The 15,159-nt window shown below is 57.9% G+C and carries 18 protein-coding genes and 1 tRNA gene; 1 reads left to right on the forward strand and 18 read right to left on the reverse strand.

What is annotated here, in order from left to right; translation table 11 throughout:
- Nucleotides 1-271 precede the first annotated feature (271 nt).
- Nucleotides 272-361 (forward strand) — tRNA-Ser (locus TO66_RS09250).
- Between the two features lie 405 nt (nucleotides 362-766).
- Here TO66_RS09250 and TO66_RS33225 read toward each other — a convergent pair.
- The 18 genes from TO66_RS33225 to TO66_RS09335 all read right to left on the reverse strand — a co-directional run bounded on the left by TO66_RS33225 (nucleotide 767) and on the right by TO66_RS09335 (nucleotide 15,151).
- Nucleotides 767-1,714, reverse strand: coding sequence for a hypothetical protein (locus TO66_RS33225; protein WP_156162047.1), 948 nt, complete (start codon nucleotides 1,712-1,714; stop codon nucleotides 767-769).
- Nucleotides 1,714-2,289 (reverse strand): YmfQ family protein, encoded by a 576-nt coding sequence (locus TO66_RS09260; RefSeq protein WP_044462053.1) that lies wholly within the window; start codon nucleotides 2,287-2,289, stop codon nucleotides 1,714-1,716. Before TO66_RS09260 ends, TO66_RS33225 begins: the two co-directional genes overlap by 1 nt.
- Nucleotides 2,286-3,356, reverse strand: a complete 1,071-nt coding sequence (locus tag TO66_RS09265) for a baseplate J/gp47 family protein (protein ID WP_044462054.1) — start codon at nucleotides 3,354-3,356, stop codon at nucleotides 2,286-2,288. The genes TO66_RS09260 and TO66_RS09265 overlap by 4 nt, the downstream gene beginning before the upstream one ends.
- 1 nt (nucleotide 3,357) lies before the next feature.
- Nucleotides 3,358-3,708, reverse strand: coding sequence for a phage GP46 family protein (locus TO66_RS09270; RefSeq protein ID WP_044462055.1), 351 nt, complete (start codon nucleotides 3,706-3,708; stop codon nucleotides 3,358-3,360).
- Between the two features lie 87 nt (nucleotides 3,709-3,795).
- Nucleotides 3,796-4,356, reverse strand: a complete 561-nt coding sequence (locus tag TO66_RS09275; RefSeq protein ID WP_052506100.1) for a phage baseplate assembly protein — start codon at nucleotides 4,354-4,356, stop codon at nucleotides 3,796-3,798.
- Nucleotides 4,356-5,483: a phage baseplate assembly protein gene (locus tag TO66_RS09280; protein WP_044462056.1), complete on the reverse strand. Its 1,128-nt coding sequence runs from the start codon at nucleotides 5,481-5,483 to the stop codon at nucleotides 4,356-4,358. Before TO66_RS09280 ends, TO66_RS09275 begins: the two co-directional genes overlap by 1 nt.
- On the reverse strand, nucleotides 5,473-6,798 hold the full coding sequence (locus TO66_RS09285) for a DNA circularization protein (protein ID WP_044462057.1): 1,326 nt from the start codon (nucleotides 6,796-6,798) through the stop codon (nucleotides 5,473-5,475). The genes TO66_RS09280 and TO66_RS09285 overlap by 11 nt, the downstream gene beginning before the upstream one ends.
- A complete protein-coding gene (locus TO66_RS09290) occupies nucleotides 6,795-9,023 on the reverse strand; it encodes a phage tail tape measure protein (protein WP_044462058.1) in 2,229 nt (742 codons plus the stop codon). Before TO66_RS09290 ends, TO66_RS09285 begins: the two co-directional genes overlap by 4 nt.
- Before the next feature lie 166 nt (nucleotides 9,024-9,189).
- On the reverse strand, nucleotides 9,190-9,594 hold the full coding sequence (locus tag TO66_RS09295) for a hypothetical protein (protein WP_044462059.1): 405 nt from the start codon (nucleotides 9,592-9,594) through the stop codon (nucleotides 9,190-9,192).
- A gap of 4 nt (nucleotides 9,595-9,598) precedes the next feature.
- Nucleotides 9,599-9,970, reverse strand: coding sequence for a hypothetical protein (locus tag TO66_RS09300; RefSeq protein ID WP_044462060.1), 372 nt, complete (start codon nucleotides 9,968-9,970; stop codon nucleotides 9,599-9,601).
- A 13-nt stretch (nucleotides 9,971-9,983) separates the two neighbouring features.
- A complete protein-coding gene (locus TO66_RS09305) occupies nucleotides 9,984-11,081 on the reverse strand; it encodes a phage tail sheath C-terminal domain-containing protein (protein WP_044462061.1) in 1,098 nt (365 codons plus the stop codon).
- Nucleotides 11,078-11,269 (reverse strand): hypothetical protein, encoded by a 192-nt coding sequence (locus tag TO66_RS32365; protein WP_082061051.1) that lies wholly within the window; start codon nucleotides 11,267-11,269, stop codon nucleotides 11,078-11,080. The genes TO66_RS09305 and TO66_RS32365 overlap by 4 nt, the downstream gene beginning before the upstream one ends.
- Nucleotides 11,269-11,820: a phage protein Gp37 gene (locus TO66_RS09310; protein ID WP_044462062.1), complete on the reverse strand. Its 552-nt coding sequence runs from the start codon at nucleotides 11,818-11,820 to the stop codon at nucleotides 11,269-11,271. The genes TO66_RS32365 and TO66_RS09310 overlap by 1 nt, the downstream gene beginning before the upstream one ends.
- Nucleotides 11,820-12,308: a phage protein Gp36 family protein gene (locus TO66_RS09315; protein ID WP_044462063.1), complete on the reverse strand. Its 489-nt coding sequence runs from the start codon at nucleotides 12,306-12,308 to the stop codon at nucleotides 11,820-11,822. Before TO66_RS09315 ends, TO66_RS09310 begins: the two co-directional genes overlap by 1 nt.
- On the reverse strand, nucleotides 12,305-12,823 hold the full coding sequence (locus TO66_RS09320) for an HI1506-related protein (protein WP_044462064.1): 519 nt from the start codon (nucleotides 12,821-12,823) through the stop codon (nucleotides 12,305-12,307). The genes TO66_RS09315 and TO66_RS09320 overlap by 4 nt, the downstream gene beginning before the upstream one ends.
- 12 nt (nucleotides 12,824-12,835) lie before the next feature.
- Nucleotides 12,836-13,741, reverse strand: a complete 906-nt coding sequence (locus TO66_RS09325; protein ID WP_044462065.1) for a Mu-like prophage major head subunit gpT family protein — start codon at nucleotides 13,739-13,741, stop codon at nucleotides 12,836-12,838.
- Nucleotides 13,742-13,768: 27 nt separating this feature from the next.
- Nucleotides 13,769-14,164 carry a hypothetical protein gene (locus TO66_RS09330; protein WP_044462066.1) on the reverse strand — a complete coding sequence of 132 codons (396 nt, stop codon included), beginning with the start codon at nucleotides 14,162-14,164 and terminating at the stop codon, nucleotides 13,769-13,771.
- Between the two features lie 3 nt (nucleotides 14,165-14,167).
- A complete protein-coding gene (locus tag TO66_RS09335) occupies nucleotides 14,168-15,151 on the reverse strand; it encodes a phage protease (protein WP_044462067.1) in 984 nt (327 codons plus the stop codon).
- Nucleotides 15,152-15,159: the final 8 nt, after the last annotated feature.

The raw sequence follows: 15,159 nt of genomic DNA on the forward strand, positions 1-15,159 counted from the left end.
AGGTCAGGTAAAGCGCTGTGACTGACCGGTGAGTCAGCCCTTGGCGGCCTGACAAGCGTAGCCAGCCAGCTGGAGTGGGTATCGGCCCTTCTATAAGGCTGGCAGCCAGGCCAGAGATTGGCCGGTTTGCCATGGCCTCGGCACTCTCCTGGCGGGCGGATCCGCAGAAATGCCTTAAGCGCATGAAAATTCTGAAAAAAACCTTTGCCATCGGAAAAGCTTTCGACTACATTAGCGCGCCTCGACAGACTGAATCGGTTTGACGAGACACGGTTGGGTGTCCGAGTGGCTTAAGGAGCACGCCTGGAAAGTGTGTATACAGGAAACTGTATCGAGGGTTCGAATCCCTCCTCAACCGCCATATTCGATCCACGAAAAACCCCTGGTTTCCTTGAGAAGCCAGGGGTTTTTTGCTTTCTGGCGCGGCAGGAAAGTGCTTCAGGGCGCCAAGGCCTGGAGCTGCCTCGACGGCTCGGGTGTAAGCGCGCGCCGGATTTGGCACTACTTGGCGCCGAGATTGGCACCGCTTGAACTCACTGTGATCATGCAGTTTTGCGAGTTCTTTGGCACTTCAACAGCGTGCCCCTGTCGCCGAACAGAAGGCATCACAGTGGCGGTCGCTCAGACTCAACTAGTGCCATAAACGCGATGATCAGCGGATCGTCATCTTCAAGAGTGCCCAGGTGCGGGTAAGCGCCTTCGTCCTGATCACATCCAAAAATAGCGACAACCTCTGTTTGAGCCTCGTCAGAAAACTGAACGCATTTCATATTTTGTACCCCGACACAAAAATATCCACCGTGAAGCCGGCTGTAGATTGCGAGTTTGTCTCACGGTGGAACAGTGCTTGCTTTGTGATCAGCGGCAGGTCGATAAAGGTGCCAGGCACCCCCTGGTTCGTTGACACATAACCACCGAACACCTGTAGCCCCATACCGTTTGCATCAGCCGCCAGTTGCATACTTAGGCCACCAGTGCCAGAGGAAGCGCCCAACATTGCTGAACCACTCACGGTTTTCGCATTGCGCGGCACAGCTCCGCCAATAGCAAGGCTTGTCAGGGAACCGGCCAAGGCTGTAGCGCTCAGAACGCCGATTCTTAGGAAGGTAACCGAACGATCCTCCTGATAGGCCGGCATAAACTGCGCAACCCCATTCACCGGCCAGACGCTAACAAGAGCGGACGCCGCATACCCCGACGTTAAGTTAAACGCCGGATAAACGTTGGGAAGAAAAAAGTTGCCGTTCACCGCGAGCAATGCCGATGTGTTAGATGTTGGGTTGTAGATTGCGTATATGCCTATAAACCCGGATGTCGGGACTGGTCCCACATCAATTCCGCCAGGACCAGTAACGGCCAAATTGACGGTTTTACTAAAGTTTTTCAGGACCCAAGCCTGTCCGCCATTTTCAGTCTTGACCACTACTTCATCCGCCGTAAATGTCGCTGTCTGGCTTGCCGCAGTAACTGACATTTTGGCATTGACAGCTCCAGCAGGAGCGCCGGAAATTGACCGTATCGCGGTCACCACCTGGTTATCTTTGGTAGGGTCAAGCGCCAGGCCTACCCCTTCCACAACGGCGACTAGCTCACGCTGAACAGTGTTAAGCCAATCTGCCTTAATCAGAGTGGCACCCACGCCGGCGCCAGGGTTGCCCTCTGTCCATTCTCCTCCGGCGTTCGCCGTATTTGTGCTGTGTCCAATTTTTTTCATCAGTTGTCTCCGTAGCCAAACAGCAAGATCGATTCGGCGGGCATCATTTGCCGAAGCCGACATTCAAGAGCCTTATTGCCCCAGGCGGCTAATGGGTCTCCTGCTCCAGAGACCCCGACTCTGGAGTAACTGACGCTCACAGCCGGAGCGTTGACGAGCCATGTGAATGCCCAATCGCCGCCATAAATAGGGTCTCCCGCTTGCGCAATGCCTGCGCGGGCGGGCCGAAAGGTGGTGATGGTGATGTCGTAGCCCAGGCTCTTGGCCAGAGCGATAAAGAAGGACTTGCTCTGTCCGCCACGACCTTGCAGCTTGCTGACAACCGCTTGCACGCGCTGACCGACAGATTGGGAGACGCCCAGAAGGCAAGGATCAGGCAGAGCAAGCACTCGCTCCCAATCTGAAAGGCCCTCTCCGGTATCGGGGAAGATGGCGCTATAAATCGCCTCGACACTGTTGTCAGCCAGGGTCAGGGCGTTGGCTTCGGCCTCAATAGCCGCCGATAGATTGGGGGCTGTACCGTCATAAGAGACAGGCGGTAGCAACAGTCGGAGCTGGTCGGCAAGAGTGGTCATTCCAGCAGCCCCAGAGTGATGGTTCCGGGGCGAATCCAGCCGACCAGGCTCGGATCACTTGAGGCGGCCAGGTTACTCGCCGGGGTTATCACAGAGCGATCTGTGACGCCTGCCAAGTTGTTTACCATGGCTTCGATCTGCGAGCGCTTGAGCGCTTCACGCGGCCTCAATGCCCCAAGCAAGGCGTCATAGGCTTTCTGAGCGGCGACCTGAACATCTTCAAGCTGATAACCGGGGGCCAGCTCCACTAAGGCGGTGGAGTCGACGGTGCGAATAGTTGGGGCATAAACCCATACGTCGGCGATGACAGAACATTGACCAAGGATGTACTCCAGACAGGTGGCGATAACCTCGGCAGATGGAATGCCAGCGCCGGCCGTGATGACAACGTCGACCGTGCCCGCTCCCCGACGCTTGGGCAGTACCAGGGCGTCCGTGACGCCATCAACCTCTTTGGCCCAGCGTTCATAGTCATAGTCCGCACCACCCGCTGGCGGCCTCTGGATAATGTCCAGAAGCCTGGCTAACAGAGACTCGACCTTTTCCTGGTCCTCGCCGCCGGTAGTGGGCTCGCTGAATGCCGCTGCCGAATCCATGCCCAGTGGGGGACTGGTCAGTACGAGGTCGCCGGTAAGGCCGTTAAGTGCGCTACCGACTGTTTGAGCCTTCACGACGACTGTCGCGGTGTCATCGGTGCCAATTGTCGCACTAGATACAGCGGCGAATGGCTCGCCGGTCACAACATGCTTAAAGGCGGCTCCCTCCAGCAGCTCGATGCCTACCGCCCCGGTCAAAGTCACTGGCCCGGTTGCTGCTACTGCGTCCTTGCGCAGAACCCCGCGAATGGCGGCAGCATGGATCACTTCCGCCTCATCAGCGGTGTCAGGGAAGATTTGACGGTAAACCCAGCCGATCTTTTGATACAGCCCCTCAATAGCCGCCGCAATCGCGGCAGAGCGGATGTAGTGGTCGCTGTCGGTGCCGATGTCGGCTTCGTCCTGGACGTTGCGAATGTCCCGCAGGATGCCCGCGAGAATGCTTTCCAGGGATGGGAAGGTATAGGCCATGTCAGATCACCCTTACAGGTTGGCGAAACACCTGCGGATTGCCGGTGGCGTCCATGATTTCAATGTGTAGAAAGAGCCAGCCGTTATGGGGCTGCTCGACGGTTACGGTGATCGCCTTTGCGCGGTCGTCATCGAGCAGTGGCTGGAGGGCCTGCTCGGCGTATTGCTTGGCAAGGATGCCAACCCGAGGACGGTCTTTTTCGCGGCGAAGTTCATGCAGGCGAGAACCCAAAGTGGGATCTTTCCACCAGGTCCCGAGGGGAGTCATGAGGCGGATGTAGACGGCGTTTGCCAGCGTATTGATACGCTGGCCCGTCAAGTCACCTGTAGTTGGGTCTATGCCTGCGTCCATGGGGAGGCATGGTGACGCGCACGCAGGAAATACTGAGTATCAGCCCCGTTAAAGCTTGCAACAGTCAATGTCGTAGTGGTGCAAGGATTACTGTTGCTGCGTCGGCGGTGGCCCGCCGTTGTGGCTGTGCCCGTTATAGATACCTCGGTCGGCCTGCATGCTGCGCGTATGATCGGTGATCTCGCCCTTGGCCTTGATGTCCTTAGTGACCACCAGGTTTTCCGACATTTCGACCAAGGGCGTTTCAAAGCGAACTTTGTTCTTCACCTTGAACAACAGTTCATCGGTTACGACCTCAATCACCCGGCCGCGCTTCAAATGGACGTAGTCACCTTCATCGGTATAGAGCGATACCTCGCCGTCTTTTAGCGTCAACCGATAGCGGCCGTCCTCGCTGGCCACGACCACTGAATGCTTGCTGTTGCCCCCGACAGGGATAACGATGTATTCCGCACCAGGTAATGGCGCAGAGCTGAACCCATAGTTCTGGAACTGCTCCCCAACGACGGTTTCGCCTGATAGGCCCTGCATCTGCACACCAATCAACTTGCCGTGGGTGTTCCGGGCGGCTACAGCGCGAAATGGCTGGCGAATGTTCGCCATAACCCGGTTGATCTGCTCGCGCATGAGGCGCGCCATGGTACTCATCAGAGCCCCTTATAGAGTTCGATTAAGGCCGCATCCGGGTCGGCTTTCTTACCCTTACGTTTTTTCGTTGGGTTGCCGTCGAGTACCCACATTTTGTCTTCTCGCAACCGCAGCTCCGCAATGCAGCCTTCGCTTCGGGTCACGCGAAGGGTGCGCGACATCAGAAAATAGACGGCATCCAGCCCGTGGGGCTCACTGCGGACGGTGATCCGCTGCCCAGGTGTCCAGACCTGGCCGTTATCGGCGCGGTGGCGATCAACGATGGCGCGGATTTCGAAGCCCTCCAGACGAGTATCGGCCAGCAGTTTGCGGGCTCGAGTGGTCGCCATGTCCTGGCTCTCGCTGGCGCTATCAATGATCACCTTCGGCCGAAAGATCCCGCGCCGCGCCAGGGTTTCGTCCTGGATAACTGACTTGAGGTGCGAGCGCTTGGTATCAAGGCCGTCATTGTCATACTGCCCATGCTGGCCCAGGACGGTGATCTGGCTGTAACGATTGGCAATGGAGCGCCGCACACTCAAGCGCTCCACATTGTTTCCCACGCCGTTCTCACGCATGACCAGCGTTGCAACAGGCGCGGCGTTGTAGTCCGGCCCACCGACCACCAGGCGCCCATCCGGCTCAACCCAGGGCCATAGTCCGTTGGCCTCTGCCACCTGGAGCAGCGCCTCCCAAGCCGTTTGACCTGGCTCAATTTGAATGCGTCGCCGAGTCTTGGCATTGGCAGCGCGAATCTCGACCTGGTCGATACCCAATGGCTTTACAACCTGGTCGAGGATCTGGCTCAAACTCGCTTCACGCATCGCCACAAATGGCGCCGAGCAATCGACTAGGGGCGCGGCGCGGTCCCGGCCGGTGATGCGCATGAAAATTCCCTGGCGGGAAATGTCGTGCTCGAACTCGTCGATCTGCCCAGTCAACACCCTGTCTTTGCCCAACGTAAGCGAGCAAGGAGCACCCTCGGCCAGCACGCTTGGCAGTCGTGTGGCGTCCTTGGTGTACAGCTCCAGCTCGAAACCATCGGCAGGCGTCAGCAGGTCCGACTCTACGGACCACCCATCCCACGTTTCATGGGTCAGCCCACCAATGGACAGGCGGATCTCTTCATTTTGCGCTTCATTCGGCATAGGCACGCAGGATTACACCTGCCTCGATATTGTGAGGTGCTTTCAAGTCAGGATTGAGCCGGATCAGTTCCAGGGCGCGGTCATGGTCGCCGTACCAGCGGTGCGCCAGAAGACGCAGGCTGGCCGGACTGGCCACCACGCGCTCGACCAGCGGCGGGCTCTGCAAAATGACCTGCCGGGCGCGTTCCTGGATCAGTGCGGCAATGTTGCGCAACGACTCAATGACCTGCCGGGAGTCCTCTACGCTGTACAGCCGCCGTTGCAACAAGATCGCTGACAGGACGAGGGACCGCACCAGGTTAACCAACCCCTCAAGTTCCAGGGGGCTCAAAGTCGGTGTGTCGGCTTCGTCCTCGATGACGGTGGCCACCGCTTCGGCGTGGGACAAGGCCAGCTCAGTGATAACCAGGACGACCAGGGCGAAAGCATTCGCCGCGACAGGATCATCAGGCATTCCCTCTGGCAAAAGATCATCGGTTGACGCGGTCCCCTGGCGCGCACTGATCAAGAAGGCGTTGCCTGCTCGTGCTGCATCGGTGGTCAGGCTGGCAGCCCCTGGGAAGATGGCAGGGACACCAGATCGGGAGAGCAGCGCCGTAGACGAGGTGGGCGTACTCCCCTCGAAAGCGCCCCGTATCTCTGTTGGGGTTCGCATGAGGTCGGTCAACGGGTCAAACGCGCCTGACGTGTGCTTGGCCATGGAGCCAACCCCGGACACTACGCCCAGGATCTGCGAGCGGAGTTGTTGTAACCGCAGACCGATACCAGGAAGCCCCAGAGCCTTTTCGATCAACCCGACCCAGCCACCACCAATCCACGATTGAATCTCGCTGACCAGGGAATCAATCCGGCCGAACAGATCGAAGACACCATCTTGCCAGGTGTATACATCCGCCAGATCCGTCGTGCCGGAGTCGATGAATTCAAACTGACGCTCAAAGAACGGCAAATCAGGGGTGTCTTCGACGAACGTTAAACTGATCTCGGCGAAGTCTGGACTATCAGCGTGATGCTTTACTTCACCCGTCTGGTTGACGACGCTCAGTGTGCCGTAAATCGGGTGGATAAGTTCGCCAGGCCCTGGAGTGTTGAGGGCCTGCAACAGCTGCTGTAGTTCGATTTCGTAGTTGTCACCGAACAGCACCACCTGCATGGGAAAACGACGGGCGCCACGGCCAAGGTCTTTAACCCGGTCACCATCTTTAAAGGGCGTGCCATGCTCCGAAAGGGCTCTCTGCCATTGGAGGCTTTCACCCACGACATGGAAAGCCACTCCACGGTACGAGGCATCCAGAAGTGTCTGCGACCAGCTCATTTTCCGCGCCTCACTTCAATATCCGCACGGCGCCCGACCTCGGCAGTGATCATGCGAGAGTCAAGGCGAAGATCGATCACCAAGGGCTTGTCCAGGAGCGTTTGCAGGCGCGCCATAGAGGCCGGAGTTTCGGCTCCAGCGTTCGCTGCACGACTGGCCACACCCGCAGCCCAGGTACTGGCGCCATCCACTGATGTTCCTGTCGCGGTGAGTCCAGTTTGCTGATGTGCCAGGCGCTGCGCTTGAGTGGATAGCCAGTCCTGGCCCTGGTCGGGATTCTGGCCCGCCAGGGCAATTCGGTTGCGATAGAAGGCGTCCTGGTAGGTACGCTGACCATCGTTCAGCAGCTTGTTGCGGGAGACCATGGCCAGGCGGTCTTCATCCGTCCCCTGGACGCTTGATCCACCAACCTGGGCAGCAGACACACCCAGAGCAACAGGGGCAAGCCAAGGGGAAATAAAGCCCCCAGGCTTGCCTTTGCTGGCCGTTGAGTTAGCAGGAAGATCAGGCAAACCGCCACCCAGGGGTAGGTTGTTCGGCCAGTTCGTGACAAATACCGAAGTTACGCCGGTTGCTTCCTCCAGGACTTTGCCTACGGCAATGTTCTTGATGGTTTCGGGGCCGCCCAGGAACTTGTTCATTAATGCTCCTGCGCCGGCTTTGGCACCGCGCCCAGCGTAGTAACCACCAACACCGAGAGCCGCACCACCGGCCAACATTTGTTCGCCGGACAAGTTCAAGTCATCGAGCAGGTAGCGCCCCATATCAGCGAAGCCCTTGTTCAGAGGCATAGCCATACGGTCTATTGCCTCGCCCAAAGTTGCCTTCATACGTGAACCAACAGCGGTTGAACTATTCAGGTTGTCTGCTAGATCCTTCTCAATAATGCCTTTTGCATTATTAATGTCGCCGGTACTTTTAGCGAAGTTATCTAGACGGTCTCCCGTCAAGAAAGCATTCACACCTTTCTGAGTGTCTTGGTCCATTTTTCCGAAGACTACCCCCATGAATTTCGCGCGATCACGGTCCGTCTTTAGTTTTCCATACTTTCTCTTAAGGTCTAGGAAAACATCCTGCGTATTTCGCACATCACCTTTCTTGTCAAAGAAGTCTACTCCCGTCTTCTTAGTAACTTCTTGTCTGTAACCATCGTTATTAAATGCACGTAACGTTGACTGGGCGAGAGTTCCCAACCGATCAGGCTCAAGCTCAATCAAGGATAGTGTTTCAACAAACGAAAGGGACTGAGCCATGCTCATGCCAGCCTTTTTAGCATCTGCTCCAACTTTCGGGAAAATACTAGATAGGTTTTCTAGCTCAGCATTTCCCAAACGCCCAGCAACAATCATTTTTTGAAGCATGTCCAAGGCGGCCCCTGGTTTGGCCAAGTCAATATCAAATGCACTTGCACCAGTTACCAGCGCTTTTGCCAATATCCCTGAGTCAGCCCCTGTCACAGCAGTTGATTGAGCTATCGCCTCTGAACTTACCTTGGCCTTTTCATAGGACAGACCACTTGCAACTAAGGTGTCAAAGCCTGTTTGTACTTGTTCGCGCTCAATGCCGTAGTCTTTTGCTAGGCGCCATTGTTCGTTACGCCATTCTCCTTTTTGTTCACCAGTCATCCCCGCCGTTTGTTGAGTTCTGATTAGTTGACGATCTAAGCGGGCACTTCCAGTCAAACCAGATACGACGCCAACCCCAAGACCCAATGCCCCCAACTGTCCTTGCGCAGTAGTGCCCAGCCCTTTAATACGGTTGAACTCCTGGCGCACGCCCTGGGCAATCGCCTTGAGAGCAACAAGATGGCGTCCGCTGTTCTGCGCCATGCGACGGAAAGAGGACTCGGTCCGCTCGACACTCTGGCGCAGTGGCTGCACACCCTGACTGCCGGTATTGGCCAATTCGGTTTTGGCGTCCCGTGCGGCTTTGCGAGCAGCGTTGGCCATCTCTTTAAATTCGGCGGATGTTTTGCTGACCTCAATGCGCGTGCCTGAACCCGCTTGCGCTGTTTCACGCATGGCGCTACGAATGACTTTGTAACTGTTGGCCCCTACCTGACCGACCTTCCCGATAGCCGAAGAAGCCTTCCAGCTTTCATCGGCCAGGGACTTGGCGCCCTCCTTACCGGCCTTGCGAAGGTCGCGATTGATCTGCTCGATCTCGCGTCGACTGTTGCCAGCATGGGCTTGAAAGCGTAGCGCTACGCGCAGATCCGAACTCATCAAATACTCCCAACGAACTTACAGGGACAAGAAAGGCCCGATATCGAGCCTTGGTATTACTTCCGCTTCGGCAGCGGCTTACGGACGGCCTGACGCTTGCTGATGATGCGCCTGGCTTTAGGCTTGCCGATGATCAGATCCAGCCGAGCATCGATCTCTGCCCTGGTCATTCGGCGGATTTCGTCGACGCGGTATCCGTGTCGGACAAGGAAGTGTTCGACTCGACGCCAGTTGGCGTTGCCGCGCTCGGCGGCATGCGCTTTTTTTCCAGCTCAGCATCCGCATCAGCAATCACCGCCAGGTCAGTTTCGGTCAGCTTTTCGCGGAGCAGTTCGACGCTCAGTGATTCAACTGGAATGTCGCCCAGGGATAACAGCTGGCGCCGGTAAGCGGCGATGGTGACCAACTGAATGGAGGCGTTCGGGTATTCCTCCTGGACGCTGACCAGGTCACCCGCCATTGCCACCCGCAAAGTGAAATTCTTGTGGCGGCTGCCGGCGAAATAGACACCGTCGACCAGTTCGGCGGAAATCGTCAGGCCGTCCCATTCTTTATTGGTTTGCTCGCTCATTGCGTCACTCCGTGTAGTAGTTCAAAGCTGCGATAGTCAGATCGCGAGTGGCCTCGCCTTCGACCTGGTACTTAGAGCCGGTTTCCACCAGGCTACAGCCCGTCCAGGTTTCGCGATTGCCGCCGCCGTCCTGGGGATAAACCGTGATCTTGGCGTCGACCAGCGCACGCCAGTCAGGCTCGCCAGTCTTTGGAATGGCTACCGAGATTTTCAGTTCGTGTTCTTCAATGCCCTTCGCCGTGCCTGTTGCTCGGCCAGTCTTGTTCATCGTTTTCACGACCTTGCGCCCGGTCTTGAGGTTCGGCTCGACACTGGTTACTTCGTACTCCGTGCCGTTAATTTCCAGGACAATCAGCCCCACGTAGTCATCAGCCATCTAGATTCACTCCTTACAAAAGCAGGTCGATACGACCGGCGAACACATGCAGGCCGTTGACGATATCGGCGGGGATACTGGCTTTGAGCGTGCTTACATCCTGCCCCGAGCGCTCGACAACCAGACCCGCAGCGTTGGCGACGACTTCCTCTACGATCTCCGCGTCTTCCAACTTGTTGAGCACGTCGAGTAGTTCACCGCGTACCGCCGCCGGAGTTTTGTTGGTGAGTTTGGAACGTGGGAAGCGCAACCGAATACGGTCGCGGCACGCCTGGCGAACGTAGTAGAGCGTTCGCATGGTGGTCAGATCGAGCAACGACACGTCCGTCGCGCCGGTTGCCGACTTGGTATAGGTGCTGACAGCGCGGACGATCTGGACCACATCACCAGCACCGACCTCCAGCGGCGTGACGCCGTTGGCCAGGGCAGTTTCCTGTTCAACACGGCCGAGCCGCTTGGTGATTGGCGGCACCTCGATACCGCCGAGGACCAGGGTGTTCAGTGGACGCGCTGGATCTTCTTCAGAGGCGATCTGCGCGGCATATGCACACGCCACCTGGCGATCAGTCGATGCAGTCCCTGGTAGTACGGCCAAGCTGATAGCGCCGGAGTTCAGGCTCGCCGCCAGGGTGGTCGCCGCCGACAACGTAGTGGTGAGCGCTGCAACACCGATGATGCTCTGTTGCTCGACCGAGTCGGTATAGGTCTGGATGTGGGTGCGCAAGGCAGTCAGGGCTGTCTGGCTGAACCAGGCCGGCACGAGAATCGTGAAACCGCCCAGGGCGATAGAGTCCAGCGCTGCAACAATGCTCGGCTCAATTTCACCCTCGACCGCAACACCGACAATGGACAGCGTTGCATAGCGATAAGACTTGATAACAGCCTTGACCATTTCTTGGGCGACGGCGCTGTCTGTCATGGTCCCAGCTTCGATGTCATCTTTTACCTGGGTTGGCACATGAGGCAGCAAGGTTGCAGCTGCACCCAGCGGAACAATCAGGCAGATGCTCTGTTTGTTGGTTGGCAGATTGCGTACTGCGAGCCTGGTATTGAACTCGATGTAAACGCCAGGCTTGCGGATCGATGCCGGGATGGTGTCGAACTCAATCATTGCTCAGCTCCTTTCGCGGGCTCTTTGGCACTGCCGCGAGTCTTTTTGCCGGGCAGCAGTTCACCTGCTGCGAGACGGCGCCGGTAATAAGAGGTATCCGGCACATCGACAGATTCGGTGTCGCCGATGTACGCATATGGATCTTCTTGCTTGGGCACCTGATGACCAGGTGCGGCGATTACGTGCATTACACGTCCCTCAGTTCGATGTTGTCGGTAACAGTGATTTCGGGGTTGTCTGCCGGTACGTGATAGTCCAGGACAATGCGCTTCAACTCCGGCCAATCAGGTTCCGGAACGGTCCAGTCCAGGTCGATGGCGAACGACTGCCCGAGGACCGAGAGGCTTTGTGCCTGGAACCTTCCGCTGACCAGGTTGTTAAACTCGGTCGGCCGGACCCTGGCGCCATCGGTCTTGTGTTGCCAGTCAGTGAGCAGCCCCATGCAGGACTCCCACAGTAAGTAACTGCCCGGGTCGCTGATCTTGGCCTGGAGCTTTCGCTCGCGCTCCGAAGAGATGACTAGGCGAAATACCAGGGCAGCGGCATAGCGGCGATTGGTGCGCTGCTTAAAGCTGACTTTTGGGGTGGTGATCAGGATCGATGGCCCGCCAGCAATCAGCTTTACCATCTGGTCCGGGTCGCTCAATTCACCGCCATAGGTCTCAAGGCGCAGACGCGGGACCGCTTGTTTAAGCTCCCCCAGCCTGGCCAGTACGGCGTCTTCCAGTTCAGCCAGCATCACAACCCCTTCAAGCTGGTTCGCGAGAACAACCGCGGCTGGTGGACGATCTGCAACCCTGAATCACCGGCTTCCGATGCGCCCCGCGCTTCATCCTCGGCGGCCAGTTTTTCCAGACGCTTGATGATGTCGCGGTAACGAAGTCGCTTCGTTGAGTCTTCAACGGCCGTGCCTTCCAAGTGATAGCGGGCCAATTCAGGTAGGTCATCCTTGACCCAATCCGGCGCATCCTCGCCGGTCTTGCGAAACCGCAGGTAGAACGAGACCTCGCTACGAGCGCGGCCGATGGCATCGGCGATCCTGGCCAATGTATCCACAGCGGTTTCCACGTCCTCGGCGGGCCATTCATCCAGTGGCTTGCCTTCGGCAGCGGCCAGCAGCAGCGCGCTTTCGATAGGGTTACGTGGAGCCTTGATCGCCAGGGCGGTGATTTCTTCTTCACCAAACCGGTGCATCAGCTGTGCCGCGCTCGGTAACGAGATGTTCACTTGGCGTCGTCCTTGGGTTTGACTGCCCGAGTCTTGGCAGGCTTGGCCGGAGTTTCCGCAGTGTCCTGCGCCTGTTCATCGACCTGGTCAGCATCAGCCGAAGCCTGAGCAAGGTCAGTGGCCTGGCCGTCACGCTCTACCTGGTCGAGGTCATTCGCACCGTGGTCATCAGGTCCAGGTTGTTCGCTGTCCAGGATTTGTCGGCAGATCTCGCCCAATGCACTGCCCATAGGTGCAGTGCCTGCTTCAAGCGTTTGCGGCTGGGCAGCTTGTGGGATGTCGGGCGCTTCCGGTAGCGGACCCGAAATGGTCGAGGTACTTTCATAGCGTTGCTCCGATACCAGGTCCAGACCGTCTTCCTTGACGGCGAGAATCAGTTGAGGCTCTGCAAACAAGGCATCCCATTGCTTGTCCGTGAAAGCATCTTCGGGCCAGTCTTTCGGCTGGTCGGAGTGGGCCACACCGCAGCGGCGGAAGCCGTTGCGCTTGGAAATAATGGTAACTACAGTCGCCATGTCGCCCCCCCCTTACGCTTCGCCGCTCGAGCCGTAAGCCAACTGCCAGAAGCCGTAGCCACCAGCCGCCCGAGCTTCCGCACCGAACTTGTATTTCTTGCGGGTGAACACATCGTCCGCTTCGGGATCGACTTGCTGGACGAAGACCGGCGCCTTGCGCTCCTGATAGATGAACGGGCGGATGGGCTTGCTGGTGTCCAGGAGAAACCAGGCGGTGTCAGAGGTGATCCGGGTCGAAACCACCAGCTCGGCGGTGCCCTTGTAGAGGTTGACCTTGCCGTCTTCCAGGCGATCACTGGTCAACAGTGCGCGGGCGGTGTCCTCCAGGCCGGGGCCAACCAGGAGAATGGTTGGGTTCACATCCAGAGGGCGCCCCTCATCGTCCTTGAACTTACGCATGGCAGTACGTGCCGCGCCATAGCTGGCCTTTGCTGCCGCCTGGGTGGCGATAGAGAGTGGCGCGGTGCCTTTGTTACTGACACTGCCCCGGCCGACCGGGTGATCCGTGTCGAAGAAGTACTGACCGTCGTAGCAGAGGTTTTCAAAGCCGCCGTTCACCAGCTCATACACGATCTCGTCTGGCAGTTGCTTGGCCGAGAAACCAGCCATTTGCGCCTGAGGGGCATAGATCCCCAACTGATCGTCTTCAATATGGTTGCGGTCGACCTCAACGGTGGCTTCGAAGTCTTCGTTTTCAACGGTGTAGCTGAAGGCCTTGAGGCTCTTAACGTACTTCTCGCCGACCCAGCGGCGCATCTTGGGGAATGCCGACAACCAGGCGTACATGTTGCTCCCGGTCGTACTCGGAACCTTCATGGCGATTTTTTCCCAGGTGCTGGGTGCCGCTGAGAAGGCATTGTTGAAGAGGGTTTTCAGGGCAACAAAAGCTGCCTGAATCGAGGACTTATTAACTAACATGCGCGATGCGCTCCTATATAAGGTGGATTACTCGACCCAAACGCCGTCGGGATCGATGCCGACAATCCGACCGGCAGCGGAACGAGTGCCGGTGGCATCGCCAGCAGCAACTGTTTCGTCGTCGACGATGAAGGCGGTCTTGAAGAGATGGGCCTGGGTGATCGTGCCGTCGTTGGTCCAGCAGAAGGCTTTGCCATGGCGGACCTCGATTTGCAGCGCACCAGCGGCGCCGCCACGGTTGTCGGCGGACTCCTCAGCTCGGCCCAGGTAGGACAGATTCAGAGCAGCCGAACCAGGGGCGGCGTATCCGGTGGCGTTGGCCACGACCATCGACCCCGCGAAAATCAGGGTATTGGCTGCCACCGGAACGACCAGGACTTCCGTGTCCTTCATCGGCGTGTTGCGGTCTTGGGTCAGCGACATGGGTTAGCCCTCGCTCTGTTTGGATTTGGCGAACTCGACGGGGTCGATGCCGAGTTGCTGACACACCGCCTGTTCTTCGGAGTTCAGCGCCGTGGCGGTTTTCGGGTCGGCCTTGGCGCCGAGGCCCGACGCATCAGCCACCACCGGAGCGGCCGCAACGAATTCCTTGAAGCGCTGCAACCCGGCCTCGTCCTGGCACATGGCGCGGTGATAGTCGACCGTGGCCGGGGTGATTTTTCCGGCCTGGGTGGCCGAGGTGATCAGTTCGTCGACGGCCTTGTTGTGTTCGCCTGTCTTGTGAGTGGCCAGCGCTTGCTCGGCGTTGGTAGCTCGGGATAGCAGCGTGTTGTAATCCGCCCGAGGAACGAACTGTTCCAGGTTCGGCCGCTCGGTGTTCATCGCCTGAGCGGTGGTCTTGAGTTGATTGGTGGCCGCGATGGCCTGTTCTTCGGTGGCGGTTTCGGGCAAGCCGAGCGCGGCCAAAAGCGCAGGTGAAAGCTTCACTGGCGTGTTCTCCGGGTTTTCTTGGTTGAGAGCAGTCAAAAGGAAGTTGGGTTTGTTGGTCAGCGCGGCGCTGACCATCTGCACAATGCGAGTGCTGTCGGTTTCGTAATCGAATACGGGGGAGAGAAAGCGGTATTCGCGGCTTTCAATCTGGAGTGCACCGCGAGGGGTCCATTCGACTTTGGCCCAGAGCCCACCATTGCGGGTCTCAAAACTTTTGATCCAGCCACTGGCTGGGGACTCTAGGCCGACAGATGCGCGACGTTGCGTCGCATGTTCCCAATCTATTGGGAGATCAATTGCTCGGGCGACAAAGCTGGATTGCACCAGGTCGGCGGCTAGTTCATCGAATAACCATCGACGGCCATCACGGCCAACGACCATCGGACCAGGCGGAATAATCTCCACCCAATCGGGAGCCTGGCCATCGATGAGTTCGACGGAGCTATAGATTTCTGAATTGAGGGCGAGTTGAGTTTTCATGCCGCCAG

The sequence above is a fragment of the Pseudomonas sp. MRSN 12121 genome (assembly GCF_000931465.1).
GTDB lineage: Bacteria > Pseudomonadota > Gammaproteobacteria > Pseudomonadales > Pseudomonadaceae > Aquipseudomonas.